Here is a 24,965-nt window from a genome sequence, read left to right as displayed (position 1 = left end):
ATTATGGATGATCGTCAACCGGTTTCCCTGTTTCGTCGCGCGCTGAGCTACTTCATTTGTTATCTGGTGGCGGTACAGCCACTGCTGCCGGTTGTGGCCGCGGAAATTACCCCGGTTACGCCGGGCACGCGCATGGATGCCGCGGGTAACGGCGTGCCGGTGGTCAATATCGCCACGCCGAATCAGGCAGGTGTTTCCCATAACCAGTACCAGCAGTACAACGTCGGGCAGCAGGGGCTGATTCTCAATAATGCCAGCGGGCAACTTACTCAGACCCAACTGGGCGGACTGATCCAGAATAACCCTAACCTGCAGGCCGGGCACGAAGCCCGGGCGATCATCAATGAAGTGGTGGGAGCTAATCGTTCGCAGTTGCAGGGCTATACCGAAGTCGCGGGTAAAGCCGCGAATGTGATCGTGGCCAACCCTTACGGCATTACCTGTAACGGCTGTGGCTTCATTAATACGCCCAACGTGACGCTCACCACCGGAAAACCGCAGCTGGATGCCAGCGGCAATCTCGCCGCGCTGGAAGTCACCAAAGGCGACGTGACGGTTGAGGGCAAAGGGCTGGATGGCAGCCGCGCTGATGCGGTATCGCTCATTGCGCGCGCCACTAAAATTAATGCGGATATTCATGCCAGCGATCTCGCTATCACGGCGGGTGCCAACCGCGTTGCGCAGGACGGCTCGGTTACGCCAATCGCCGGAGAAGGGCCAGTGCCGTCAGTGGCGGTCGATACCGGTGCGCTTGGCGGCATGTACGCTAACCGGATTCATCTGGTGTCGAGCGACAAAGGCGTCGGGGTCAACATCGGCAACCTGCTAGCCAATCAGGGTGATATCACATTAAACGCGAATGGCACCCTGACGCTGGGGAATGCCAGCACCAGCGGCAAGCTGCTCGCGAATGCCCGCGATATGCAGCTGCAGGGGACGCAACAGGCGACCGGTGACGTAACGCTGAACAGCCAGGGCAATGTGCAGCTCCGTAACAATAAACTGACCAGCGGCGGCAATCTGCGCCTGGCGGCAAGCGACCTCACGGCAGATCAAAACAGCACCGTTGCAGCTAACGGTGACATCAGTGTGACGGCGCAGACGCTGATGAATAGCGGCCTGATTCAGGCGCAGAAAAACCAGACTATTACGGCAAATACCTTACGCAACCAGGGACGCTTACAGTCGGCAGGCGGGCAAACGCTCAACACCGCATCGCTGGACAATCAGGGATTGATCGGGTCTTCGCGTGCGCTGCATATCAGTGCCACGCAGCAGGCGCTGAATGGCGCAACGGGGACGTTACTCGCCGGTGACGAGCTGGATTTAGCGGGTGGCGATTTCACCCTGAACGGTTCTGTAAGCGGTAAAAACGGCCTGACGCTAAGCAGCACCTCATTGCAAACCGCAGCAGACGCCCGGCTTAGCAGCCAGCGCAACATCAATCTCAGCGCCCGTCAGCAAATACTGCAAGGCGAGATTGCCAGCGGGGGTAGCCTGATGTTGAACGGCGATACCCTCACGCTTGGCAGCACAGGCAGACTGCACGGTGACGGTGACGTCTCACTGACGGCCAGCCAGCAGGCTACGATCGGTGGTCAGCTGGACGGAGATAATGTTCAGCTGAGCGGCGGTGCCTTGCACCTGAGCAAAACCGGAATGCTCACGGCTCAGCAGGACCTTAGCCTGACCAGCGCACAGCAGCAGCTGGATGGACAAAGCCGTGCGGGTGGCAATGTCACTTTACGTGCAGACCGCCTCAACGCACTCAGTGAGGGCAAGCTATCCGCCGGTAATGACATTGCATTACAGGTTAATGATCAAAGCCAGTGGGCTGGCACGCTGATTGCCGGACGCGAGCTGGCTTTCAGTGCAACTGACTTCGTCAATAGCGGTACGCTGGCGGCGAATGGTAATACGCACTTTAGTTTTGATCATCTGACCAACGCGGGTCTGCTGCAATCGCTCGGCCAGCAAACGCTTTCTGGCCGCGTATTAACAAATAACGGTACGGCACAATCTGGCGCCGGGCAGCGGCTGGATGTCGGCCATCTGGATAACAACGGTCTGCTGGGCGCGCAGGGCGACTTAACGCTGAATGTAGATCAGTTTACCGCTGGCGATGACAGTAACACCCTGACAGACGGCGCTCTGCGGGTGCACTCCAGCCAGGCTTACCTCGGTGGAACGCTGAGCGCGAAGCACAACCTCGATTTCCAGACTGAAAAACTGACGACCCGCGCAGGTTCGTTACAGACCAGTGCGCAAAATATTCAGCTCAATGGGCAAAATATTGAGCTGAACGGCACGCTTTCCGCCGACCAGGCGCTGACACTGAATTCGCAACAGTTAAGCAGTGGTGACAATGCGCGCACGCAGGCCAAAAGCGCCATCGCGCTCAACGTTGCCGACCAGGCCGATCTGGCTGGCCAGTGGTTTACACCCGGGCAGCTGACTTTGCAGGCGGGTACGCTCAACAACCGGGCGCAGACCGGCGCGCAGGATCTGACGATTGCCGCGGGCATTATCAATAATGCGGGCACGCTGAGCGCCAATAATCGCCTGGATCTGACCGCTGACTCATTACAGCAGCAGGGCACTCTTAACGCGCTGGGCGCGATGGCGATCCGCAGTGATGCGTGGCGCAACCAGGGGCAAACCTCTGCGCGAACGCTGGATATCAGCGTGAAAAACACGCTCGATAACGCGCCTGCGGGCTCACTGCTGGCCTCAGATGCGTTGACGCTGAACACTTCCGCGCTGAGTAACGCAGGTAACCTCAGTGGACAAACCCTCGAACTTGATACCGAACAACTGACTAACAGTGGGCTGATGCAGGGCAATCAATCGGTCACGCTGCGGAGTAATGCGCTTAATATCCTGCAATCCGGGCAAATTCTGTCAGGCGGTGCGCTGAAAGTGGACGCTGACAGCACACAAAATGCCGGACGTTTGCAGGGCAGCTCGTTGCAACTGCACGGCAATACGCTGAATAACAGCGGTATCGCCCTTGGCAGCAAAGGGCTTGATGTTGCGTTGCAGCAGACGCTGGACAACGCAGGTAGCCTGTTGTCGGACAGCGCCGCTACGCTGCAAAGCCGCGAGCTTAATAACAGTGGCAAGCTGTTGAGTGGTGAACAACTTTCGCTGACAGGCGCGCAGTTGCGTAATCAGGGTCAGATGCAGGGCGATACGCTGGCGATTCAGGCGGACAGTGTAAGCAACAGCGGCAATCTGATCGGTTTAAAATCCCTGGTGTTGCAATTACAGCAGGATCTGACCGATGCCCAGTCGGGCCGGTTACTGACTCAGGGCGCGTTGAACGTGAATGCGCAACGTATCAACCAGCAGGGCAGCTGGCAGGCGAACAGCATTGATGCCCGCGCCAGCCAGATTGATGTCAATGGCAGCATCCAGTCCGCAGCGCGCACCAGCCTTACGGCGACCGGCAATCTGCACACGCTGGCGCAGGGTAATATCGTTTCCAGTGGCCTGGCGGCCATTCAGGCGGCGAGCCTGAACAATGAAGGCAAATGGTCGGCAAAAAATCTGCAGCTGCAGGGCAATTCGCTGCTTAATCAGGGAAGTGCTACAGCAACAGACGAGCTGACGGCTAACCTCAGCGGACAGTTGCAGCAGCTAAAAGGCGCTGCTTTGCTGAGCGCGGGAACCAGCACCCTGAAAGCGGGCTCGATTGATAGTGCCGGTGATATCGAAGCCAAAAATCTGGTGATAAACAGCGGCAACCTGACTAACCGTGGTCAGCTGTATGCCCAGCAGAACCTGAATGGCAACGTTGAACAGGCGATTGCGAATCAGGGCGGGGTTCTGCGCAGCCAGGGTGCTCTGCAACTCAACGCGCAATCTTTACTGAACCAGGGACAGATTCAGGGCGATGGCATTACGACAATAACGCTAAGTGACAGCCTGAATAACACGGGCAGATTGCTTACCGGTGGTCCATTGACGCTGTCGGCACCGACGGTACTGAATAGCGGCCTGGTGCAGGCGCAGGGGCTGGCTTACAGTGGTAACAACCTGGTGAACAGCGGGACGTTTACCGGTCTGGGTGATAGCCAGGTGAATGCCAGCCAGATGACCAATCAGGGACAGCTGCAGGGCGATAATTTACAGGTGCGCGGCGGTGTGTTGCACAACAGCGGTAGCGTATTCGCCAGCCGTGCGCTGGCCCTGACCTTACAGAATGCTGATAACCAGGCAACCGGCAAACTCTATAGCGCAGGCGATCTGACCCTCAATACGCCGATGCTGAATGCGGCTGGCAGCCTGCTGGCGCTGGGCAACATGACCCTGCAACTGGGATCGGGGTTCACGCAGAGCGGCACGCTGGCAGCGGGTAAAGCGCTGAATCTCAGTACGCAAGGCGATCTTACCGTTCTGGGGACGCTGCAGGGCAACAGCCTGCAACTCAGCAGCAATAATTTCATCAATAATGGTCAGCTACGCAGCGGCAGCGGCGCGTTGAACGTCGATGCCAGCAACATGACGCTTAATGATAGCGGAAGCGTCCAGGCCGGCGGAGATATGCGTCTCACCAGTCGCGGCCAGTTAGTGAATTATGGCTTCGTCGGGACAGCAGGGAATTTGCTGATGACAGCAGGCAGCCGGATAGAAAACCGTGCGCTGCTGTATGCCGGGAATAATATGCAACTGCTGGCCAGCAGTATTCAAAATAATCGTGGCGATATCCTGGCGAATAATAGCCTGTGGCTGCAGCGCGATGCGGCGGGTAACGCCAGCGATGAAGTGATCAATACCTCAGGCAATATTGAAACCTCGCTCGGAGATATCACCATCCGTACCGGGCATCTGCTGAATCAGCGTGAGGGGATGAATACCTCTGTAACTTCAGCGTCCGCTACGAATGCCCCCGCCGGATTGGGACAAGCCACCATGAAAGTGAAGCTTGGTCAGCTTGATGACGATGAGATCGGCGTTTATCACGGCATGCATGGTTATCAGACGGGGGGAAGTAATGGTAAAGGAAACGGCCACACCGAATACCGGCCTTACACCACGCTGGCACCGAAACTTAGTACGGCGGTTCGCAAGTTTCTCGTAAGTTCTACCACCGTCACGGCCAGCGCGACTGGCGGTGCAGGTCGAATCGCTGCTAACCGGAATCTGGTAGTGACAGCCGATGCCCTCGACAATCAAGCCAGTAATTTACTCGCCGGTCAGGATATCGTGCTCACCGGCAACAATCTGAATAATCAGTCCTGGGAAAACAGTATTCAAAGCCAGTATCTGGTCTACAAATATGGCAATCCTAATACGGGACGGATTGATACTAACCTTTACGGCGAAGAAGATACTGCACCTTCGATCATTGCTGATTTACGTAACGGGAATTCACATGGTGTGAAATACGAGAGTGGCCTGGGCTCCGAGGTGGTTTATACCCTGCAGGGCGCACCCGTTTATGAAACCAGCCAGACGGGAGAAGGTCTGCGTGCCGTGATTCAGGCTGGCGGCAACGTCAGCGCCCGTTTTACGAATAACCTGAGCAATACGGATACCGTGGCTAACGCTGGCAGCATGGTGCATGCCATTAGCAAACCGGGTATTGCAGGAACTGCGCCACTGCAATCCTTGGGTGGCGTGCAGAACCAGCAGCTTGCCGCCGGGCAAACTATCGCCGTCGGGTCTCCGCAGTGGAAGGATGCGCTGACAGGCGCACTACAACAGATAGGTAATCAGGGCGCGGCGTTAACTGATTATCCACTGCCTGCCGGTAACAACGGCCTGTTTGTCGCCAGTAAAGATCCTGCCAGTCCCTACCTGATTACCACGAACCCACAGCTGGCAGAGGTCGGTAAAACCGACGGCAGCCTGTTTGATGGCCTCAATGCGTTTCTCAGGAACCCGACTTCCGGAGCAGTTCAACAATCGGATCAGGCGGTAACGCAGCCGGCGCTGAGCAGCAGCCCACGAGTCGAAACGGCGGCAATCTATACCGACAAAGATAAATTCCTCGGTTCTGCCTATCTGCTGAATCGTCTGCAGCTTACACCCGATAAGGATTATAAATTCCTCGGTGATGCCGCGTTCGATACCCGCTACGTAAGTAACGCCATATTGAGCCAGACCGGGCATCGCTATGTGGGTGGTACCGGCTCCGATCTGCAGCAGATGCAATACCTGATGGACAGCGCGGCCCGGCAACAGGCGGGCCTGGGCCTGCAACTGGGGGTTAGCCTTTCGCCGGAACAAGTGGCGGCCCTGACCACGAGTATTGTGTGGTGGGAAAAAACCACGGTTAATGGTCAAACCGTGCTGGCTCCGAAACTCTATCTGGCGCCAGGCGACAGTGAGATCGCGGCAGGTAGTGTGATTGCTGGTCAGGCGGTGAAACTGGATGCCGGGGAGATCAATAACGACGGTAGTACTATCAAAGCCGAAACGCTGCTGTCAGCCAGCAGCAATAGCACGCTGAATAACCTGCATGCTGGTTTACTGGCTTCGGGCAGCGATCTGCAACTGAACGCGATTGGCGATATTAATAATATCGGTGCATCGATTTCGGCCGAAACCGTTTCGCTCGCATCGGCGGCGGGAAACATCAATAACGTTACGCAGGCTCAGCAGTGGAGCAGCCTGGCGCTTAAAGGCATCAAAAATGCGCCCGCGTTAAGCTTCAGTGATACCCAGTTAGGGGATGTGGCCAGTATCTCAGCCAGCAAAAATGCCAGCCTCAGCGCGGGTGGCAACATCAATAACACGGGCGCGACGCTGGCTGCCGGCGGTGATTTACAGCTGGGTGCGCGGGGCGATATCAATATCGCCGCCAATGCACTGCATACCGATCGTCTTAATAAAAATGGCAGCGCGGTGGTGACCAGCAGCCAGGACGGTAGCGTAAGCGCGGGTGGCGATCTCACCGCGCGTGCCGGTCACGACCTGAATCTGAGCGGCAGCACGCTGGAGTCAAAAGGCGATACGACGCTGGCCGCTGCAAATGATATCAATCTGAATACGCTGGATAACAGTAGCCATCAGACGCAGGGCAATAGCAAAAACGACAGCATTAACGCTACGCGCAGTACCATCCAGAGCAGCGGAAATTTAGCGTTGAGCGCCGGTCGCGATATTAACTCGCAGGCAGCGCAGCTGATGGCCGATTTAAACGCCTCCCTGAGCGCAGGGCGCGATCTGAACCTGAATGCCCAGCAGAGTCGCGTATACAGCGAGAGCCGGGGCGGCAAAAAAGTGACGATCAACGAGCAGGTTCGTCAAACCGGCAGCGAAATCAGCAGTGGCGGTAATATCGTGCTGGCCGCAGGGAATGACATCAACAGCGCAGCCAGTGAGATTACGGCAAAACAGGATATCGCCGCGCGAGCCGGGCATGATATTAACCTCACCACGGCCACCGAAAGCGATTATAACTATCGCGAAGAGACGAAAACCAAAAAAGGTCTGTTCAGCAAGAAGACCACCCACACCATTCAGGAAGACAGCGCTACGCACGAAAAAGGCACGTTGCTCAGTGGCAACAATATCTCCGTAAGCGCGGGTCACGATCTGCTGGTAAAAGGATCGCAGGTCGCGGGTGATGATAACGTGGCGCTCAGCGCCGGTAACAATGTCGGGATCTCTGCCGCTACCAACACGGAGTCGAGCTGGCGTTTTTCCGAGACGAAAAAAAGTGGCCTGATGGGAACCGGTGGGCTGGGTATCAGCATCGGCAGCAGTAAGTCGCTGCACGATCTGAAGGAAAAAGGCACGACGCAAAGCCAGAGTGTCAGTACCGTTGGCAGCACCGGCGGGAACGTTTCAATCACCGCAGGCCAGCAGTTGCAGGTGCAGGGGGCGGATTTGATTGCCGGCGGCAACATGGCCCTGAAAGGTGACAGCGTAGCAATCACGCCCGGCCACGATGTACGTACGCGCGACGAACGTTTTGAGCAGCGCACCAGTGGACTGACGCTGGCGCTTTCAGGCGCAGTAGCCGAGGCAGTTAACAGTGCGGTCTCTGCTGCACAGTCCGCCAAAAAAGAGAGCGATGGGCGTCTGGCCGCATTACAGGCAACCAAAGCGGTGCTTTCCGGTGTTCAGGCGAACCAGGCCAGCCAGCTTGCGCAGGCCAATGGCGATCCTAACAATGGCGTTGGCATCAGTATTTCGCTGACCACTCAAAAATCAAAATCTCAGCAGCATCAGGAGTCCGACGCCGTCAGCGGTTCTACGCTGAATGCCGGGAGAAACCTCAGTATTGATGCCACTGGTAAAGGCACTAGTGCCAGCAGCGGTGATTTGCTGATTGCCGGTAGCCAGCTCAAGGCTGGTGGTGATACGTCACTGCACGCAGCGAACGACATCAACCTGACGGGCGCGGCAAGTACGCAACAAACCAGCGGTAAAAACAGCAGCAGCGGTGGCGGTATCGGGCTAAGTTTCGGCGTGGGCAGTGGCAGCGCAGGACTGAGTATTTTCGCCAGCGTTAACGGGGCGAAAGGCCATGAAAAGGGGAATGGCACCGTCTGGAGCGAAACCACCCTCGACAGCGGCGGTGTTGTCGACATCAGTAGCGGTCGTGACACCACTTTGACTGGCGCGCTGGTTAACGGTAACAGCGTGACTGCTGACATTGGTCGCAACCTGTCTATTACTAGTCTGCAGGATAGCGATAACTATGATTCGAAGCAGATCAGTTTTGGAGCCGGCGGCAGTTTCACTTTTGGCTCAATGACCGGTTCCGGTTATATCAACGCCAGCCAGGATAAAATGCACAGCAATTACGACAGTGTGCTGGAGCAAAGCGGCATTTATGCCGGTCAGGGCGGGTTTGATATTAACGTTGGCAGTCACACCCAGCTCAATGGTGCGGTGATAGCCAGCCAGGCTGACGCGGATAAAAACCGTCTTGATACCGGCACGCTGGGCTTCACGGACCTGCATAATCAGGCAGATTATAAAACCCAGCACCAGGGGATTGGCCTCAGTTCGGCGGGGAACTTCAGCGGCCAGTTCAAAGGGAACATGGCCGCCAGTATGCTGGCGGGCGCAGGCAGCAGTGGCCACGCAGAGGGAACAACGCAGTCAGCCGTTGCCCAGGGATCGATAGTGGTGCGCGACCAGGCAAATCAGCAGCAGGATGTTGCTGCACTTAGCCGCGACACCGAGCACGCTAATGACAGCATCAGCCCGATTTTCGACAAAGAGAAGGAGCAGAAACGCCTGCAGACGGCTCAGCTGATCGGTGAAATAGGCAGCCAGGTTGCTGATATCGCCCGGACGCAGGGGCAGATTGAGGCGACGGAAGCAGGTAAGAAGGAACTGGCAAAAAACAACATAAACCAGCCGGATGCCGACGCTCCTGCGGCTGAAAAGAAAGCGTATCAGGAAGCGCTGGAAAACAGCAGTGATTATAAGAAGGCCATGGCACTCTGGGGCACCGGCAGCGATATCCAGAAGGGGATTCAGGCGGCGACTGCGGCGATTCAGGGTTTGGCGGGTGGCAATCTGGCGCAGGCAGCCAGCGGCGCAGCGGCACCGTATCTGGCCGAGCAGATACACAAATATACCGCCGACAATCAGGCCGCAAAAGCAATGGCTCATGCAGTGGTAGGTGCGGTAACATCGTGGGCGGCAGGCAACAGCGCGGCAGCAGGCGCGACCGGTGCGGTCAGCGGAGAGCTGATGGGTCAGTTGATCATGCATTCGATGTATCCGGGTAAACAGGTCAGTGACCTGCAGGAGTCGGATAAGCAGATCATCAGTGCACTGAGTACACTGGCTGCAGGTCTGGCAGGCGGCGTGACCGGCGGCAGTAGCGCCAGTGCGCTGGCCGGCGCTCAGGCAGGGAAGAATGCGGTTGAGAATAACTCGCTGGGTGATATAGCGCAGGCGCAGTCTGAAGGTAAAACGCTTGAGCAGAAGGCCGGTGAGTATGTTGAGGCGGAAAACGAGCGCTATAAGAAGGAGAACTGTGCCGGATTAAGCGCGGAAGCCTGCTCGGTGAAAATGTACGACGAGCGGCGTGAATCGCTGAAAGAAACTCTTGCCGCCGGTGCAGATTTTGTGCCGGTGGTGGGTGATATCAAGAGCTTTGCGGAAGCGCAGAGTGCGCTGGATTATCTTGCCGCAGCGTTAGGGTTGATACCGGGCGCAGGGGATGTGGCGGGCAAGGCCATTAAAGCGGCTGAGACAGCGCTGAACAAAGGGGAACTTGCTGAAGCCTCGAAGCTGATCAATAAGGCCAGCGATGAAATCGTTGCAGTATCAGGTAGTAAGGGAAACTGGAGTAAAGAACTGAATAATCCCCTGCCAAATAAAACGTATAAAGTTGATGCTAATAAAACTTATTTGACCGATAATAATGGCCGGGTAGCGTCTGTTGAAGCAGATCTGTCATTATTGACAAAAGACCGTAATACATACCAACAGTGCAAAGCTGGTAAATGTGGGGTTGCAGGGGATGAAGGTGGTCACCTGATAGCCAGCATTTTTGGTGGTATGGGTGAGAAGCTTAATATTGTTCCAATGAGTGGTAATCTGAATAAGGGTGCCTGGAAACAAATGGAAAATACGTGGGCTTCTGCCCTGAAAGAGGGTAAGCAGGTGAATGTTAAGATAGATCCCGTTTATTCTGGAACTGGTGGTCGCCCTGAAAGCTTCAACGTTATCTACTCTATTAATGGTGGTCGCCCAATAGAAAAAACCTTTATAAATGCACCGGGAGGGAAATAATGAGAAATGATCAAGAGATTTATAAAGATATCGGTACTGTTTTATATAGTATCGCTCCCGACAAAGCTAAGAAGATCATTATGCGTGCAGAATTGTCACCGGAAAATGATCATTGTGAGTATGAATATGATTATCTTGATGATGATGATAAAACTCAATGGTTAACGGCAGGTGGAAGGGCGAATACAGATATCCTTCATTATTTAGTAGAGCTTCGCAACTACTATATTGAAAACAATCTGACCAATGGCCGCCCTGCGTGGCATGGATGTAAAGTGACTCTGGATGTTGAAAAAATGAAACTAAATATAGACTTCCGCTACGACGATTAGCCATCAATGATCCCGGCTCTCAAGCCGGGATCTTCCTATTTTTAGCCGTCAAATCCACCCATAATGCCCGTTCCCGCGCTTGATCACCGGCAGATCGCCGGTGTAGTTCAGCGCGCCAGGGAACGCCTTAAGTCACTGCTTCATCTTCGGCCTGTTGACGGAGACCACGCCACATTTAGATAACACAAGTACTTATGAACATGGCAAATACTTGTTAGTTCCAGAATTGAAAGTATTTTTTAACCCGCAAAAAATAATGTAGTTGTGGTTGATATAACAGGTAATTTTGTCAGTGGATGGAAGCTTGATCCTCAAACGAAAAAGTATGATAACGTTATGGATAACGAGATTTAAGATGAGTCAATCACTTAAGAGCTACATTGACAGTTTTATATCCAAGGACATAACCGCTGGCTGCTTTGTGGACACTTATATGATTAAGTGGAAAACAGAACGTGATAATGAATTACTTGCACAGGATGATGATAATTTAAGTGAGTTACTCTCCAGCGTATTTTGTATTGCTGATATGTATAACCCAGATAATGATCGTCAAGAATGTGAATTTAATGAAGGTCAACTTTGGTGTGAAATAAATAAGCTAATAGCCGCTTATACAGATAACTAAAAGGAAATCCTGGCCATTGAGCCGGGATTTTTACATTATCACTCAGCTGCTGCCAGCCGGATAATCATCTGTCCCGGTTCAGTGATCCCCTCGATCTTCTGCCTGGTCGCAAATCCCAGCTCTGCCATCCAGTGCCCGCGCAGGGTGATCGACGGTGAAGGCCGGTGCTTCAGGTGATCACGAATATATCCCACGGTATAACGTCTTGATTTAGTTGAGGGCGTGTCGGTTTCTGACTTAAGCTGGGTGCCAGCCATAAGCAGCTCCTCGTTAATTGCTTGCGGTCAGCGGGCTGGGATATTCGAGCACCTCAGTTCCGCGCCTGTTAGCTAATCCGTTTACCCATCACGTTATCGAGCATCTCAGAAATAAACTTCTGCTTCGCCATTAGCGTCTGTCGGATCGCATCGATCTGCCTTTCCAGCCGTGGCACCAGTGCAATGGTTCGTGTGATAAGATCGCGGGCGGCGTGACCGGCGGCAGTAGCGGCAGTAGCGCCAGTACGCTGGCCGGCGCTCAGGCAGGGAAGAATGCGGTTGAGAATAATGCGCTAAGTTTGGGTACGGGTATGACCAGTTCAGGCTCCGCTGCGCAGTCATGGAATCAGTATTCAGAGGAACATAACCTTACACCAGAGCAGAAACAGGCAGGATTGGATAAACTGACGCAGGGTGATTTGCCTGACGGCGCGAATATAACCAAGGTTATCGTGAATGGATATAAGGACGGCGTGTTGATAGCAGGAGCAGCTTATTTAGGTCCGGCTGCATCGGTAGGTAAAGTAGTCGGTGGTGCAGTCATCGCGGCAATGGCTAATGGTACGTATCAGTGGTTTGATATCAACAGTGAGAAGAATCAAAGCCTGCCTGAAAATCAGCAAACAACCTGGGACTACTGGGGCAGTGCTTCTGCGGCTGTAACCGGCGCACTGGCTCCGGGACGTGGACTATTGCAGAACGTAGGAATAGCTACGACTGGTGCGGCATTGAGCAATGGAGCTGATATTGGGGCGATTGGTATCGCCGCAGGTAGCGCTGGATTGGGATGGGGATTTGGTGAATATGCACCAGGGGTTGTTAATTCGTTAACAGGAAAGGATGCACCTGGCTTCATATTTGATGCTATAGGCTCGCTCGGGACAGAATTTTTAGGTGGATATACACAAAATCTCTTAAATACATTAACTCCACAAAAATCTTCTGAAAAAGAAAAGGAGGAGAAAAAATGATCGCATATATCAAATTACTAATTTACTCTTGTGTTTTTTGTATACTGATTTGTTTTATTTTGGGGGCTGGATCATCGATGATTATATATATCAAAAATGGATTTTTTCTAATTCCCGATGGACAGCTAAAGAGAGCTATTGTTTTTGGAACTATTGCAGGAACAGCGATTACATTAGCTACAATAGTTTTTAATCTGACAGACAAGTTCAATACGCGAAAATCTCCCCCATCAGATCCTAATTGATCTTAACAAGAAATCCCGGCCAGTGAGCCGGGATTCCATTTTTATCAGTCAGTTATCCTTAAGCAGCCAGGCGGATAATCAACTGTCCCGGCTCAGTGAGCACCTCGATCTTCTGCCCGGTCTCAAATCCCAGTGCCGCCATCCAGTGGCCCTTCAGGATAATAGACGGTGAAAGCGTGAACTTCCTCTGATCCCGGACATATCCCACGGTGTAACGTCTTGATTGAGCTGTGGGCGTGTCGGTCTCTGGCTTATGATGCGTGCCAGCCATAACCAGCTCCTTGTTAATTGCTTGCGGTCAGCGGGCTGGGGTTTCGAGCACCACGGTTCCGCGCCTGTTAGCTGTTCCGTTTACCCATCACGTTATCCAGCAACTCAGAAATAAACTTCTGCTTAGTCATTGGCGTCTGTCGGATCGCATCGATCTGCCTTTCCGGCCGAGACATCCGTTCAATGGTTCGTGTGATACGATCGCGGGCGGCAGGAACCAGTGCGGCAGCAGACGCGACCGGTGCGGTCAGCGGAGAGCTGATGGGTCAGTTGATCATTCATTCGATGTATCCGGGTAAACAGGTCAGCGACCTGCAGGAGTCGGATAAGCATATCATCAGTGCACTAAGTACCCTGGCTACAGGTCTGGCAGGCAGCGTGACCGGCGGCAGTAGCGCCAGTGCGCTGGCCGGCGCTCAGGCAGGGAAGAATGCGTTTGATAATAACTCGCTGAGTCTGCCTAAGGAACTGAATGATATTGGCTTATCTCAACAGTCCCTTGCGGCCAGCATGATCCATAATGGCGCTTCGCTGGATGAACTTACGGCGGCGCTGGTTAAAAACTCGCAGGGTCAAATACCTGAAGGGCAGGATGCCGTTAAAGGATTGCTGACAGCATGGGCAGAGTTCTTTGGGGTCCCGGTCAGTGCATTGGCGGCTGACGGAGAAATGACGCCACAACGGGCAGCAGAAATCTTGGCAAGTGGTGTACCTACGAGTGAAGCCAAGCTGGCGCAGTACGTAGTTGCTAAAACCTTTTTGTCTATTGCTAAAGTTCAGATCTTGGACTATCACCTTCAAACCAGAAATACGTTGATATCCTTTCACCAGAAGCCAAACAACATATTTTATATGGGGATAGCCCTACGCAAGGGGGACATCTATATCCTGGAAATCCAGGAAAAACAGTCTTTCCTCAAAGTTGGTCAGCAGATAAGGTTGTCCATACTGTGGGAGGCATTGCTACCTCCCCCGATACTCAATGGTTTGCTCAGACCGGAACTGGTGGGGCATATACAAACGCAGGAAGGCCGGCAAGGTGGGTTGCCTGGGAAGAACGAGATGGTGTCAGAGTTCGTGTGGTATACGAGCCCGCTAGTGGGAAAATTGTAACAGCGTTCCCGGATAATAATCTGACTCCTCCAACTTTAAAGCCTATTAGAAAATAGTGTGGGTGAAATGGATATTAATGACGAAATTAGAGAATTTGGTGAAGGATTAAAAGATCGTCTGGAACCTTCGTTAGTTGACTTTGCCCTTGGGTATCTTGGGTTTTCAGAGAATGTAATAGCATTCGAAACGCTATGTGATCATATTGCTGATCATGATGTTGTGATCAATAAAGGTGAGTACACGCAAGTGCTTAAAATAGTTAATGATCTTGGTCTGGAAATTGATAGTAGGTATACATATATAAATCCAGAAAAATAACCGCTAAAACGTACAAATGCTCCCAACCCAACGTCTGGAGCATTTTTAAAAATCCTTACAATGCGCCAGGTGCTCTTGGCCAGCGGTAGCATGTGAAGAAGAAAAAGGCGCGTCGGAGCTACAAGTTGTCGCGCCGGAAGTACGCCGGTAAAAACGATTCTAACTAACAGAAAGTAAAGGGAAAAATCGCCTTCGTCACCATACTCCACGCCAGAGAGTGTTGTTGTTGAGAATAATGCGCTGACTATCCCTGCGCCTCCAGTTCCTGTTCCGGGTGTGCCTGCTGATCCCGGCGACCAGGTTAAACAGGATGTAGATAAGAAAAAAGCTTCAGGTCTTGAAGGTACAATTAAAGATCTGGGTGATGCGCTGGACAAGGCAACGCAATGCTCCTTCGGACGAGCTTGTTCTTCGGAAAATGGCCAAGAGCAGAATCAAGCAAATATTGGCAAAGATTTGTCGGATGCTGATAAGCCGAATTGGGTGGAACGGGGTCCGGAACGCCTGGCGATTGGGAGCCACAGGATGAGGAAAATGCACGGAATAATGAGGCTCATAGTGCTGTAAATAGTAAAAATCTTAATGCCGAGTTAACGGGAAAAGAAATTGCCGATGGACATGCTTTCGAAAAACATGTTATTCAGTAAATTGAATTCGCTAATCTGGGAATAAAGACAAAAGAACAGTTTTCTCAACTCATTGAGAACGTTGTAAAATCCAACTTCTGTCAAAGAGCTAAGTGGCGGAGGGTCAGCTTATTGGGATCAATCGACAAACACCGTTGTTATACGAAACCCCAAACCTGGCGATGGTGGTACTGCATTCAGACCAGTGAACGGGAGAGCCTACTTTGATAGCTTGAGGTAAATATGGAACTATTATCTGTCACAATGAAAACTGCAGAAATTAATATAACAGAAGAAGAGTTGCTGATATTAAATTCAGCGTTGAATGAAATCTGTAATGGTATTGATATTGCTGAGTTTGAAACAAGAATAGGCTCTGATAGAAATGAGGTTGTAGCCTTGTTAAGTAAGATTGGAAACATATTAGATCAAATGGTCTCTTAATGACCAAATCCCGGCCATTAGGCCGGGATTTTTACATTATCACTCAGCTGCTGCCAGCCGGATAATCATCAGTCCCGGTTCAGTGATCACCTCGATCTTCTGCCCGGTCGTAAATCCCAGCTCAGCCATCCAGTGGCCGCGCAGGGTGATCGACGGTGAAGGCCGCTGCTTCAGGTGATCGCGGATATATCCCACGGTATAACGTCTTGATTTAGTCCTGGACGTGTTGGCCTCTGACTTATGATGCGTGCCAGCCATAACCAGCTCCTCGTTAATTGCTTGCGGTCAGCGGTCAGCGGTCAGCGGGCTGGGGGTTCGAGCACCACGGTTCCGCGCCTGTTAGCGGCTCCGTTTACCCATCACGTTATCCAGCATCTCAGAAATAAACTTCTGCTTCGCCATTAGCGTCTGTCGGATCGCATCGATCTGCCTTTCCGGCCGAGACACCCGTTCATTGGTTAGTGTGATAAGCTCGCGGGCGGCAGGAACCAGTGCGGCAGCAGGCGCGACCTGTGCGGTCAGCGGAGAGCTGATGGGCAGCTGATCATGCATTCGATGTATTCGGGTAAACAGGTTAGCGACCAGCAGGAGTCGGATAAGCAGATCATCAGTGCACTGAGTACCCTGGCTGCAGGTCTGGCAGGCGGCGTGACCGGCGGCAGTAGCACCAGTGCGCTGGCCGGCGCTCAGGCAGGGAAGAATGCGGTTGAGAATAACTGGCTGAGGGTGCAGGAAGCCGACAGAAAGAAACAGCTGGAGACGAAGCGCGACTATCTAAAACAGGAACTGACACCGGCTGAAGCGAAAGAGCTGGCGACGATTAATCAGACAGATAAAGCGCGTGATGAAGCGATAAAAGCGGTCTGTACGGATGGTAATAAAGGTGGTTCAGCCTGTGGTGCGCTGATTGGCCCGGCTCAGGAAGCATTTAATAAATATGGTGAAAATGCGACCTACTCATTGTTGTACAGGGATTTATATCCACAGGATGTGAAAAACCTGGAAAGTGTTTTGCAGGGACTGGATGCAGGCAGTATCAGCCGCGACCAAGCCATAACAGCAATAGCACAGGCGTCCGGTATGAGCTGGGAAACAGCAGCAGGCCGTTATGATATAGCAATGCAGACTCAGGAACTGGCTGCCGCTCTGGCGGGTGCTTACGGGCTGAAGAGTGTAATTAAGGATCCGACAAAAAGAGTTCAGCAAAAAAACTATCTCAACCTTCAGCCGGAAGAACGGCAGAGCCAAATAGAGTTGCTGCTGATGAGGAAGCTTCAGGGTGGTCACAGTACGATAAATACCGTAATGAAAGCGGAGACTGGAACTGGCCTGCAAAATTAGGTTTTGCCGAAGAACCAGTTAAAACAACGCTTCCTGTAGGCACTCATTTAGATAGGTATGGCAAGACAAATGGTTCTTTCCTGGCACCACAAGGTACGCCCCAGGAACAGCGCGCTTTAGCCCCTGGCTCCTTAGCGGATAAGTACCATGAATACGTTGTCATAAAACCGTTGCCTGTTATTCAAGGGAAAATAGCCCCTGCTTTTGGTGAACATGGCGGAGGTATTCAGATTCCGCCTAATATGCAGGAACGAGTAAATGTACAATGGTTGTTAGACAACAAATATATTGAGAGGGTTAATTGAAATGCTGTTGAGTATTAATGATCTTCAAAAAAAAATAGATACGCTGGTTTTGATATTAGGTTTTCCAGTTCACTCTGTTAACCTTTGCTCAGCACCTATTGATGATGGAACGCCTTATATTTCATTTGAAAATGGAAAGTATAATTATATCTGTACCGAGAGAGGATATGAGTTTTCTAGAAAGGTTACAGATTCAACAGATGAGTTACTTTATTGGATTGTGTATGATTTTATATATGATGTAGCAGTCGAGTACGAATTAAATAATCGGATTCCCGGTAAAGATAGTCGGCGTATTTATTTTCCAAAGATTATTGAGCTTATGAACAAAATCAACATCGACTGGGGAATAAAATCTCGAAAACATTTTGAAGAAATTCTTGCTGCCAGTCCTTACGATGATAGCCTCTACTTATAATCTTAACTCAATAAATCCCGGCCTTAGTGCCGGGATTTTAATCTACAGAACAGTTAATTACCCTTCATTCGCCAGCCGGATGAGCAGTTGCCCCGGCCCGGTGATCACCTCGATCTTCTGCCCGGTCGTGAAGCCCAGCTGCTCCAGCCAGCGGCCTTTAATGGTGAGCTGCGGCAGCGGGTTCGGCTGGCTCCGGTTAGGCCGGTAGCTGACCCTGTAATAATGCGCCTGTAGTCCGCAGGCAGCGGTTGTGGGTGTGCGGGTCTCTGACTCATGATGCGTGTCAGCCATGATCAACTACTTCTTAGTTGCTCATGGTCAGCGGGCTGGGGTGCTCCAACACCTCAGTGCCGCGTCTGTTAATTACTCCGTTTTACCAATCGCTGCCGTAACGCTCTGGAAATGCTCACTTCTGAATTAGTATCGTGCTCTGCCATGATTAACCCTCTCGTATAATTGGTTGTGGTTAGCGGGTTAGCGGGTTAGCGGGTTAGCGGGTTAGCAGGTTAGCGGGTTGGGATGTTGGCGCACCTCAGCTCCGCGCCGGATATCTACTCTGTTTAACCAATCACATCGTCCAGCATCTCAGCCACAAACTTCTGCCTCGTCATTAGCAGTTGCCTGATCGCATCGATCTGCCTTTCCAGCCGCGGCACCGTGCAGTTGTTAGAATGATAAGATCGCGGGCGGCAGGCAACAGCGCGGCAGCAGGCGCGACCGGTGCGGTCAGCGGAGAGCTGATGGGTCAGTTGATCGTGCATTCGATGTATCCGGGTAAACAGGTCAGTGACCTGCAGGAGTCGGATAAACAGATCATCAGTGCACTGAGTACCCTGGCTGCAGGTCTGGCAGGCGGCGTGACCGGCGGCAGCAGCGCCAGTGCGCTGGCCGGCGCTCAGGCAGGGAAGAATGCGGTGGAGAATAATGCGCTGACTATCCCTGCGCCTCCAGTTCCTGTTCCGGGTGTGCCTGTTGGTCCCGGCGACCAGGTTAAACAGGATGCAGATAAGAAAATAGCTTCAGGTCTTGAAGGTACAATTAAAGATCTGGGTGATGCGCTGGACAAGGCAACGCAGTGCTCCTTCGGACGAGCTTGTTCTTCGGAAAATGGCGAAGAACAGAACCAACCAAATATTGGCAAAGATTTTTCGGATGCTGATAAAGCCGAATTGGGTGGAACGGGGTCCGGAACGCCTGGCGGTTGGGAGCCTCAGGATGAGGAAAATGCGCGAGATAAGGAAAACGGTTCAAATAATAATTTTGACCGTTTCAAGAAAGATGATCTTATTTCGTCTGCGAACGAGCCAATTAACGAACAAGGTTTATCCGCTGCGGCCAGAGCATGGGAAAAATACGCAGGTAGACCTGGTGGTGTTTTTGAACCTTTAAAAGGCAATCCAACACAGAAAAGTGAAGCAGCGAATCAGTTTGTAAATGAAGTGCTGAATAATAAAAGTACTATAAAAACAGAACTTTCCAGAGGTGGCGTGGAATATAGGTTGCCTGATGGCAGAGGTGTGCGTTATAACTCAGATGGCTCATTTTCTGGTTTCTTAGATCCTAAAAAGCCGAGATAAATATATGAACAATGATTTTGAATTAACTTTATTCAGTGATTCTAAATATGAAGAAATTACAGCGGAGATCTCTTACAAAGATCAGATTCTTTGCCAACTAAACAAAGATAAAGGCCCTGACAATATAGAAATAGAGTTTTTCTCAGATGCCAGGATACTTGCTGAACAGAATGCAATGAAATTTAGTCTAAGCAGTTTTTTGCAAATCCTGGCGGAAGCAACGGAAGAACTGAAAATATCTTAATCAGATAAAATCCCGGCCACCGAGCCGGGATTTTTACATTATTAGTCAACCGCCGGGCGGATGATCATCTGTTCCGGCGTGGTTATCACCTCGACCTTCTGCCCGATATCAAATCCCAGCTCGGCCATCCAGTGGCCGCGCAGGGTGATCGATGGTGAAGGCCAGTGCTTCAGGTGATCGCGGATAAATCCCACGGTATAACGTCTTGATTTAGTTGTGGGCGTGTCGGCCTCTGGCTAGTGATGCGTGCCAGCCATAATCAACTCCTCGTTAATTGCTTGCGGTCAGCGGGCTGGGGTATTAGAGCACCTCAGTTCCGCGCCTGTTAGCTGCTCCGTTTACCCATCACGTTATCCAGCATCTCGGAAATAAACTTCTGCTTCGTCATTGGCATCTGTCGGATCTCATCGATCTGCCTTTCCAGCCGAGGCACCCGTTCAGTGGTTCGTGTGATAAGATCGCGGGCAGCAGGAAACAGCGCGGCAGCAGGCGCGACCGATGCGGTCAGCGGAGAGCTGATGGGTCAGTTGATCATGCATTCGATATATCCGGGTAAACAGGTCAGTGACCTGCAGGAGTCGGATAAGCAGATCATCAGTGCACTGAGTACCCTGGCTGCGGGTCTGGCAGGCGGCGTGACCGGCGGCAGTAGCGCCAGTGCGCTGGCCGGCGCTCAGGCAGGGAAGAATGCGGTTGAGAATAATTTCCTCGGTTCAACATCTTCAGACAAACTCAACAAAGCCATTGAGAAAATTAATAACGGCGATAAAACATTAGCTACTGCTAATGAGCTTATTAAGCTGGAAAATGCTGACAAACGCAGTGATGCGCTGGTTTCTAAATTTACCAAAGACCCTTCTCAGATGAGTGGTACTGAACGTGCTGAACTGGCTGGTTATCTGCGGGTTTATGCATCTGAGATGGAGAAGGAATACGGCCCCGCTGTCTCACAGGAACTGGTTAAAGGTCTGCTGTCCGGGCAGGATTACGTTAAACGTACACCTGATTCTGAAGCCATGTCTAAAGCTCAGAGTATTATGAATACCTGGGGCTATCACAAGTCGAATGCCAGCATAGGCGATGCGCCGTTTATGTTTGGAAGCAGTGTGCTGGGGCTTACGGTGAAAGGTATGGCTGCTAATACAGCAATCGGTGTGGGAGTTAATGCTGGCGTTCAGCTTGCCGGAAAAGATCCGTTCAGTTATGTGGATGTGATTATGGCAGGGGTAACAGCGGCAGCAACGACGGGTAAAGGTATTATAGCTTCAACACCTATCAATATGGGCGGCACAGCAATTGGCAGTAGCATTAAGGGGGAAGAACCAACAAACGCTGTTGCAGGTGCTGGAGCGGGTACTGTTATTGGTGGTCTCGGAGGTGAAGTAATAAAAGGAGCCGCCTCAAAACTAGGAAAAGATGCTATATCTGATTTAACAGGTACAGTTATCGGGGGTTACATCAGTGAGAAAACAGGAAATGCTGTAAAAGATCTTCTCGATAAAAAGGATGATGCGAATGCTAAAAAATAACCTTATTACATTATCTAAGTTGATATTATGCTGCTTGGCTTTGTTTTTAGTTGCTGATACGGCAGTAGTACTTCTTGCATCATTAATTGTATATTTCAAAAAAGATTTTTTTTCATTCAGTTGGCAGGACGTTTTTTCATCCTTTTGTGAATCAGGATATGTTGGAGGCCTTATTTTAGGTGTTGGAATATGGATAAAGGTCACGCTAGAAGAACGTAAGGACCGAAAAAAGCCAGCCAAATAATTCTATAACAAAAATCCTGGCCCTAAAAAAGGCCGGGATTTTTTGCCTGCCAGTCCGAACCGCAGTAAAATCTCAATCACCAGCCGCTCGCGCTCGACGGTGACGAGAACGGACTGTTCGGTGTTAAAGGCCAGATCTTCGACCCAGCAGCCCTTCAGCATGAGTTGCGACAGCGGGTTGCCCTTCATGCCATTGGGGGCGTCGCAGACGGTGTAATGCCGTTGGGGTTCGTTTACTTCAGTTGCGCGGGGTTCTGCTTTAGAATTGCATCCAGCCTGCCGTAACGCATTTGGAAATGCTCACTTCTGAATTAGTATCGTGCTCTGCCATGATTAACCACCTCGTATAGTTGGTTGTGGTTAGCGGGTTGGGGTGTTGGCGCACCACAGCTCAGCTCCTGATATCTACTCTGTTTAACCAATCACATCGTCCAGAATCTCAGTCACAAACTACTGCTTCGCCATTGGCAGTTGCCGGATCGCATTGATCTGCCTTTCCAGCCGTGGCACCGTGCAGTGGTTAGTATGATAAGACCGCGGGCGGCAGGAAACAGCGCGGTAACAGGCGCGACGGGTGTGGTCAGCGGAGAGCTGATGGGTAAATTGATCATGCATTCGATGTATCCGGGTAAAGAGGTCAGCGACCTGCAGGAGTCGGATAAGCAGATCATCAGTGCACTGATTACCCTGGCTGCAAGTCTGGCAGGCGGCGTGACCGGCGGCAGTAGCGCCAGTGCGCTGGCCGGCGCTCAGGCCGGGAAGAATGCGGTGGAGAATAATGCGCTGAGTGATATTGCTGAAAACAAAGCCTCAGGAATATCGCAGCAGGAGAAATATCAGAAAGCGCAGGATTCGTTGGTGAAGGTTACTGAGGAATTCAAGGCTCAAAACTGTGCCGGAATGAGTGCCGAAGCCTGCGGTGCTAAAATGGATGCGCATCGTGATGAATTGCTGAGAGGTGCGGGTCTGGCCGGACTGGATTTTGTGCCGGTTGTCGGTGACATTAAGAGTTTTGCGGAAGCGCAGACGGCGCTGGATTATCTGGCAGCAGTTATCGGGATAATACCGGGTGCAGGGGATGTGGCAGGTAAGGCGATTAAGGCTGCGGAAACGGCGCTGAAGAAAGGGGATGTGGTTGAAGCTTCACGGCTGATTAATAAGGCCAGTGATGAGGTCTCTGCTTATAACGCAGCAGCCTATCCGAAGCTGAAAGACGATCTGATGCAGCAGAACCTGAACAATATCGCTAAGCAGGATCCGAGGTTGGACGCCGTTGTCAGGGGGTGATAATGGAAAACTGAATTATGGTGTTGGTTCTGGAAGCAGAGACGAAGCAGATCGATTAGGTAAAATCTGGGTAGGAGATGGGGCTATACCAACAACGGACGGAAAAGGTCTGGTTAGTGCTGATGGTTTAAGGATACACCGTTATCCTGATTCGAAGCCAAATGCTCCAGAGCATTTGAATCCAACAGGAGTGCAAGCCAACTTCGAAACCTACCAAATAAACCTATCAACTGGTGAAAGGATACGTATTGGTAATGGGCATATGAGTATTAAAAAATGAAAGCTGAATTGAAAACGCTAGGAAATGATTTATTTGATCTGAAACTTTATCTTCCAGAAGAAGCAGATAATTTCATTATGTCATTAACGTTAACAATTGGACCTATCGATGAAACTGGTAGCAATTATTTTTATGTAAAAGTCTGCACCCCCGAATGGCTCTGCAAACATCATTGGCTGCCGGAGTTAATGCGCCACACGCTTCTGGTGCGTAAATACGATCTGGATGAAATCAAAAAGACGATCACAGACTACATCGATCAGTGTGAAGGTGAAGACTGGATGGATATAGCGCAAAAGCTCTCCCGCGTCTTTTCCTGGGAATATGAAGATTACCAGCCCTTGAATGATTAACCAAAATATCCCGGCCACCGAGCCGGGATATTTTTACCTGCCGCTTACTCCACCGCCAGCCGGATGATCAACTATGCGGTGAATGCCAGTCAGGCGCTCAGCTTTGATAAAGAGTCTGTCAGACTGCCGGAAATCCGGCAGCGACTGCCAGCCAGTGATCGATAAATGGAAGCAGGTCAGCGATAAGCAAAGCGCAGACACCGATCAGAAACTGAAAGATAATCCGCTGGAAGCTGTCGTTGTTGATAAAGAACTGGCGCAGGGCGGCGTTGATATGGCGGCGCGTCCTGGCTGGGTAGGAAAGCTTCATGGTGTTGAGGTAATGACAAGCGATGAAGTCAAAGCCTATGTTTAGCAATGGAATGGACAGGATCTAAGAAATATAGATGTAAACAGTCCTGGCTGGACGAGTTTTGCGGCGTTTATATCCGATCCTGAAAATCAGGCTGCTGTAACTTCTTTGGGAATGTTGGGTAAAGACCTCGTCATAATTGCGAAGAATAGTTTGACAACTAAATCTTTGTTTAATGAGATGACCACACAAGGAATTAAATTTACACCTGGAAATGTTGTTAGTGCGGGAAAGGACAATGGCGGGAAAATTATTTTTCTTGAAAAGGAAATTCAAAAAAAGGATTACAACATATTGTGGAACAGAATTGGAGCCAATTTGCTCAAATAGGTGTATCATAAGCATGTATTCCTGATGTAATAATGAAAGCTGTCACTGATGGTAAAGTTGTTGGTTATCAAGGTCCTGGGATTGGCAGGCCCATCTTTGAAACCATGATAAATGGTAAGAAGTACAATATTGCTATCACTAAGGGAACAACCCCTACGTCGTAGGAGCTAACTTGCGAGGCTCGGTAAAATGAAAGAGATAAAATTAATGGCTGACTATCATTGTCATCCATTATGGGGAGGTGGTTCGGGCGATTTTAGTGATATATCACCCGAGGAATTACCAATATCACTGGAGCTGAAAAATAGCCTGAATGAATGGGCTAAACGATATGATGATATTCTCAATGTAGATGATCCTGCATCATCCAGTTTTAAAAGTGAAAAAGAAGAAAAGTTATTTATTGATGATGGGTATATATTAGCCGAGCATCTTAAAAGAGAATTAGGAAACACATACAAAGTCACATATCACTCTGACTACTAATTAATACAATCCCGGCCAGCGAGCCGGGATTTTTACATTATCAGTCCGCCGCCAGCCGGATAATCATCTGCCCCGGCGTGGTGATCACCTCGACCTTCTGCCCGGTCGCAAAATCCCAGCTCGGCCATCCAGTGGCCGTGCAGGGTGATCGACGGTGAAGGCCGGGGCTTCAGGTGATAGTGGATATATCCCACGGTATAACGTCTTGATTTAGTTGAGGGCGTGTCGGTTTCTGACTTATGATGGGTACCAGCCATAAGCAGCTCCTCGTTAATTGCTTGCGGTCAGCGGGCTGGGATATTC

The 24,965-nt window shown here is 51.2% G+C and carries 23 protein-coding genes and 6 pseudogenes; 21 read left to right on the top strand and 8 right to left on the bottom strand.

Annotation, left to right across the window (positions count from 1 at the left end):
- Positions 1-3 precede the first annotated feature (3 nt).
- The 3 genes from C1Y42_RS09975 (at position 4) to C1Y42_RS09965 (ending at position 11,673) form a co-directional block, all read left to right on the top strand.
- Entirely contained in the window at positions 4-10,713 is a 10,710-nt protein-coding gene (locus C1Y42_RS09975) for a hemagglutinin repeat-containing protein (RefSeq protein ID WP_158251400.1), read from the top strand.
- Entirely contained in the window at positions 10,713-11,045 is a 333-nt protein-coding gene (locus tag C1Y42_RS09970; RefSeq protein ID WP_058775901.1) for a hypothetical protein, read from the top strand. Before C1Y42_RS09975 ends, C1Y42_RS09970 begins: the two co-directional genes overlap by 1 nt.
- 325 nt (positions 11,046-11,370) lie before the next feature.
- Complete coding sequence (locus C1Y42_RS09965) at positions 11,371-11,673, top strand: colicin immunity domain-containing protein (RefSeq protein ID WP_310736060.1); 303 nt, start codon at positions 11,371-11,373, stop codon at positions 11,671-11,673.
- A gap of 38 nt (positions 11,674-11,711) precedes the next feature.
- Here C1Y42_RS09965 and C1Y42_RS09960 read toward each other — a convergent pair whose 3' ends face one another.
- On the bottom strand, positions 11,712-11,930 hold the full coding sequence (locus C1Y42_RS09960; RefSeq protein ID WP_058775900.1) for a SymE family type I addiction module toxin: 219 nt from the start codon (positions 11,928-11,930) through the stop codon (positions 11,712-11,714).
- A 137-nt stretch (positions 11,931-12,067) separates the two neighbouring features.
- Between C1Y42_RS09960 and C1Y42_RS09950 the strand changes: the two genes are divergently transcribed.
- Positions 12,068-12,901, top strand: a complete 834-nt coding sequence (locus C1Y42_RS09950; RefSeq protein WP_104093315.1) for a VENN motif pre-toxin domain-containing protein — start codon at positions 12,068-12,070, stop codon at positions 12,899-12,901.
- Between the two features lie 303 nt (positions 12,902-13,204).
- Here C1Y42_RS09950 and C1Y42_RS09940 read toward each other — a convergent pair whose 3' ends face one another.
- The gene (locus tag C1Y42_RS09940; RefSeq protein WP_058775899.1) at positions 13,205-13,417 is read right to left on the bottom strand and encodes a SymE family type I addiction module toxin; all 213 of its coding nucleotides are present in this window, start codon (positions 13,415-13,417) and stop codon (positions 13,205-13,207) included.
- Positions 13,418-13,599: 182 nt separating this feature from the next.
- Between C1Y42_RS09940 and C1Y42_RS24050 the strand changes: the two are divergent.
- The 5 genes and pseudogenes from C1Y42_RS24050 to C1Y42_RS09910 form a co-directional block, all read left to right on the top strand.
- Positions 13,600-13,860, top strand: a pseudogene (locus C1Y42_RS24050) (VENN motif pre-toxin domain-containing protein); the annotation flags it as partial.
- 506 nt (positions 13,861-14,366) lie between these two features.
- Positions 14,367-14,585, top strand: coding sequence for a hypothetical protein (locus tag C1Y42_RS09925; protein WP_338131965.1), 219 nt, complete (start codon positions 14,367-14,369; stop codon positions 14,583-14,585).
- 10 nt (positions 14,586-14,595) lie between these two features.
- Entirely contained in the window at positions 14,596-14,847 is a 252-nt protein-coding gene (locus C1Y42_RS09920; RefSeq protein ID WP_104093314.1) for a MafI family immunity protein, read from the top strand.
- Between the two features lie 276 nt (positions 14,848-15,123).
- Entirely contained in the window at positions 15,124-15,414 is a 291-nt protein-coding gene (locus C1Y42_RS23865) for a hypothetical protein (RefSeq protein ID WP_233210703.1), read from the top strand.
- A 302-nt stretch (positions 15,415-15,716) separates the two neighbouring features.
- On the top strand, positions 15,717-15,917 hold the full coding sequence (locus tag C1Y42_RS09910) for a hypothetical protein (protein WP_058777973.1): 201 nt from the start codon (positions 15,717-15,719) through the stop codon (positions 15,915-15,917).
- Between the two features lie 39 nt (positions 15,918-15,956).
- On the opposite strand, the gene C1Y42_RS09905 is transcribed toward C1Y42_RS09910, so the two are convergent.
- On the bottom strand, positions 15,957-16,175 hold the full coding sequence (locus tag C1Y42_RS09905; RefSeq protein WP_058776388.1) for a SymE family type I addiction module toxin: 219 nt from the start codon (positions 16,173-16,175) through the stop codon (positions 15,957-15,959).
- A gap of 81 nt (positions 16,176-16,256) precedes the next feature.
- Positions 16,257-16,469 carry a hypothetical protein gene (locus C1Y42_RS23735; protein ID WP_058776387.1) on the bottom strand — a complete coding sequence of 71 codons (213 nt, stop codon included), beginning with the start codon at positions 16,467-16,469 and terminating at the stop codon, positions 16,257-16,259.
- Here C1Y42_RS23735 and C1Y42_RS09895 point away from each other — a divergent pair.
- The 3 genes and pseudogenes from C1Y42_RS09895 to C1Y42_RS09885 all read left to right on the top strand — a co-directional run bounded on the left by C1Y42_RS09895 (position 16,464) and on the right by C1Y42_RS09885 (position 17,981).
- Positions 16,464-17,258 (top strand): VENN motif pre-toxin domain-containing protein, encoded by a 795-nt coding sequence (locus C1Y42_RS09895; protein ID WP_104093313.1) that lies wholly within the window; start codon positions 16,464-16,466, stop codon positions 17,256-17,258. The two genes, C1Y42_RS23735 and C1Y42_RS09895, sit on opposite strands and share 6 nt — an antisense overlap.
- Positions 17,259-17,296: 38 nt before the next feature.
- Positions 17,297-17,563 (top strand): annotated as a pseudogene (locus C1Y42_RS24045) (TNT domain-containing protein); the annotation flags it as partial.
- A 1-nt stretch (position 17,564) separates the two neighbouring features.
- On the top strand, positions 17,565-17,981 hold the full coding sequence (locus tag C1Y42_RS09885; protein WP_072208604.1) for an Imm63 family immunity protein: 417 nt from the start codon (positions 17,565-17,567) through the stop codon (positions 17,979-17,981).
- 57 nt (positions 17,982-18,038) lie between these two features.
- Here the strand turns inward: C1Y42_RS09885 and C1Y42_RS09880 are convergent, their stop codons facing one another.
- Complete coding sequence (locus C1Y42_RS09880; RefSeq protein ID WP_058776385.1) at positions 18,039-18,272, bottom strand: SymE family type I addiction module toxin; 234 nt, start codon at positions 18,270-18,272, stop codon at positions 18,039-18,041.
- A gap of 368 nt (positions 18,273-18,640) precedes the next feature.
- On the opposite strand from C1Y42_RS09880, the pseudogene C1Y42_RS23860 reads away from it, so the two are divergent.
- Together C1Y42_RS23860 and C1Y42_RS09865 are read left to right on the top strand one after the other, a co-directional pair.
- A pseudogene (locus C1Y42_RS23860) lies at positions 18,641-19,558 on the top strand (VENN motif pre-toxin domain-containing protein); the annotation flags it as partial.
- 4 nt (positions 19,559-19,562) lie between these two features.
- The gene (locus C1Y42_RS09865; RefSeq protein WP_058776382.1) at positions 19,563-19,802 is read left to right on the top strand and encodes a hypothetical protein; all 240 of its coding nucleotides are present in this window, start codon (positions 19,563-19,565) and stop codon (positions 19,800-19,802) included.
- Between the two features lie 41 nt (positions 19,803-19,843).
- Here the strand turns inward: C1Y42_RS09865 and C1Y42_RS09860 are convergent, their stop codons facing one another.
- On the bottom strand, positions 19,844-19,996 hold the full coding sequence (locus C1Y42_RS09860; RefSeq protein WP_072208603.1) for a SymE family type I addiction module toxin: 153 nt from the start codon (positions 19,994-19,996) through the stop codon (positions 19,844-19,846).
- Positions 19,997-20,260: 264 nt separating this feature from the next.
- Here C1Y42_RS09860 and C1Y42_RS09855 point away from each other — a divergent pair.
- Positions 20,261-21,331: pseudogene (locus tag C1Y42_RS09855) on the top strand (VENN motif pre-toxin domain-containing protein); the annotation flags it as partial.
- On the top strand, positions 21,318-21,575 hold the full coding sequence (locus C1Y42_RS09850) for a hypothetical protein (RefSeq protein ID WP_072208602.1): 258 nt from the start codon (positions 21,318-21,320) through the stop codon (positions 21,573-21,575). The pseudogene C1Y42_RS09855 and the gene C1Y42_RS09850, both read left to right, overlap by 14 nt.
- Positions 21,576-21,577: 2 nt before the next feature.
- Here the strand turns inward: C1Y42_RS09850 and C1Y42_RS09845 are convergent.
- A pseudogene (locus C1Y42_RS09845) lies at positions 21,578-21,787 on the bottom strand (SymE family type I addiction module toxin); the annotation flags it as partial.
- 405 nt (positions 21,788-22,192) lie between these two features.
- Between C1Y42_RS09845 and C1Y42_RS09840 the strand changes: the two are divergent.
- The 5 genes and pseudogenes from C1Y42_RS09840 (at position 22,193) to C1Y42_RS09825 (ending at position 24,662) form a co-directional block, all read left to right on the top strand.
- On the top strand, positions 22,193-22,861 hold the full coding sequence (locus tag C1Y42_RS09840) for a VENN motif pre-toxin domain-containing protein (protein ID WP_081317499.1): 669 nt from the start codon (positions 22,193-22,195) through the stop codon (positions 22,859-22,861).
- Complete coding sequence (locus tag C1Y42_RS23420) at positions 22,848-23,141, top strand: filamentous hemagglutinin (protein WP_146068794.1); 294 nt, start codon at positions 22,848-22,850, stop codon at positions 23,139-23,141. The genes C1Y42_RS09840 and C1Y42_RS23420 overlap by 14 nt, the downstream gene beginning before the upstream one ends.
- Entirely contained in the window at positions 23,138-23,494 is a 357-nt protein-coding gene (locus tag C1Y42_RS09835; protein WP_104093311.1) for an immunity 8 family protein, read from the top strand. The genes C1Y42_RS23420 and C1Y42_RS09835 overlap by 4 nt, the downstream gene beginning before the upstream one ends.
- Positions 23,495-23,578: 84 nt before the next feature.
- Positions 23,579-24,369: pseudogene (locus C1Y42_RS23855) on the top strand (hypothetical protein); the annotation flags it as partial.
- Between the two features lie 14 nt (positions 24,370-24,383).
- On the top strand, positions 24,384-24,662 hold the full coding sequence (locus C1Y42_RS09825; protein ID WP_233210702.1) for a hypothetical protein: 279 nt from the start codon (positions 24,384-24,386) through the stop codon (positions 24,660-24,662).
- 32 nt (positions 24,663-24,694) lie between these two features.
- Here the strand turns inward: C1Y42_RS09825 and C1Y42_RS09820 are convergent, their stop codons facing one another.
- The gene (locus tag C1Y42_RS09820) at positions 24,695-24,919 is read right to left on the bottom strand and encodes a SymE family type I addiction module toxin (protein WP_310736059.1); all 225 of its coding nucleotides are present in this window, start codon (positions 24,917-24,919) and stop codon (positions 24,695-24,697) included.
- Positions 24,920-24,965 lie beyond the last annotated feature (46 nt).

It is taken from the genome of Pantoea sp. ICBG 985 (assembly GCF_002928365.1).
GTDB lineage: Bacteria > Pseudomonadota > Gammaproteobacteria > Enterobacterales > Enterobacteriaceae > Pantoea > Pantoea dispersa.
This window is presented reverse-complemented; position numbering and strand designations above follow the sequence as displayed.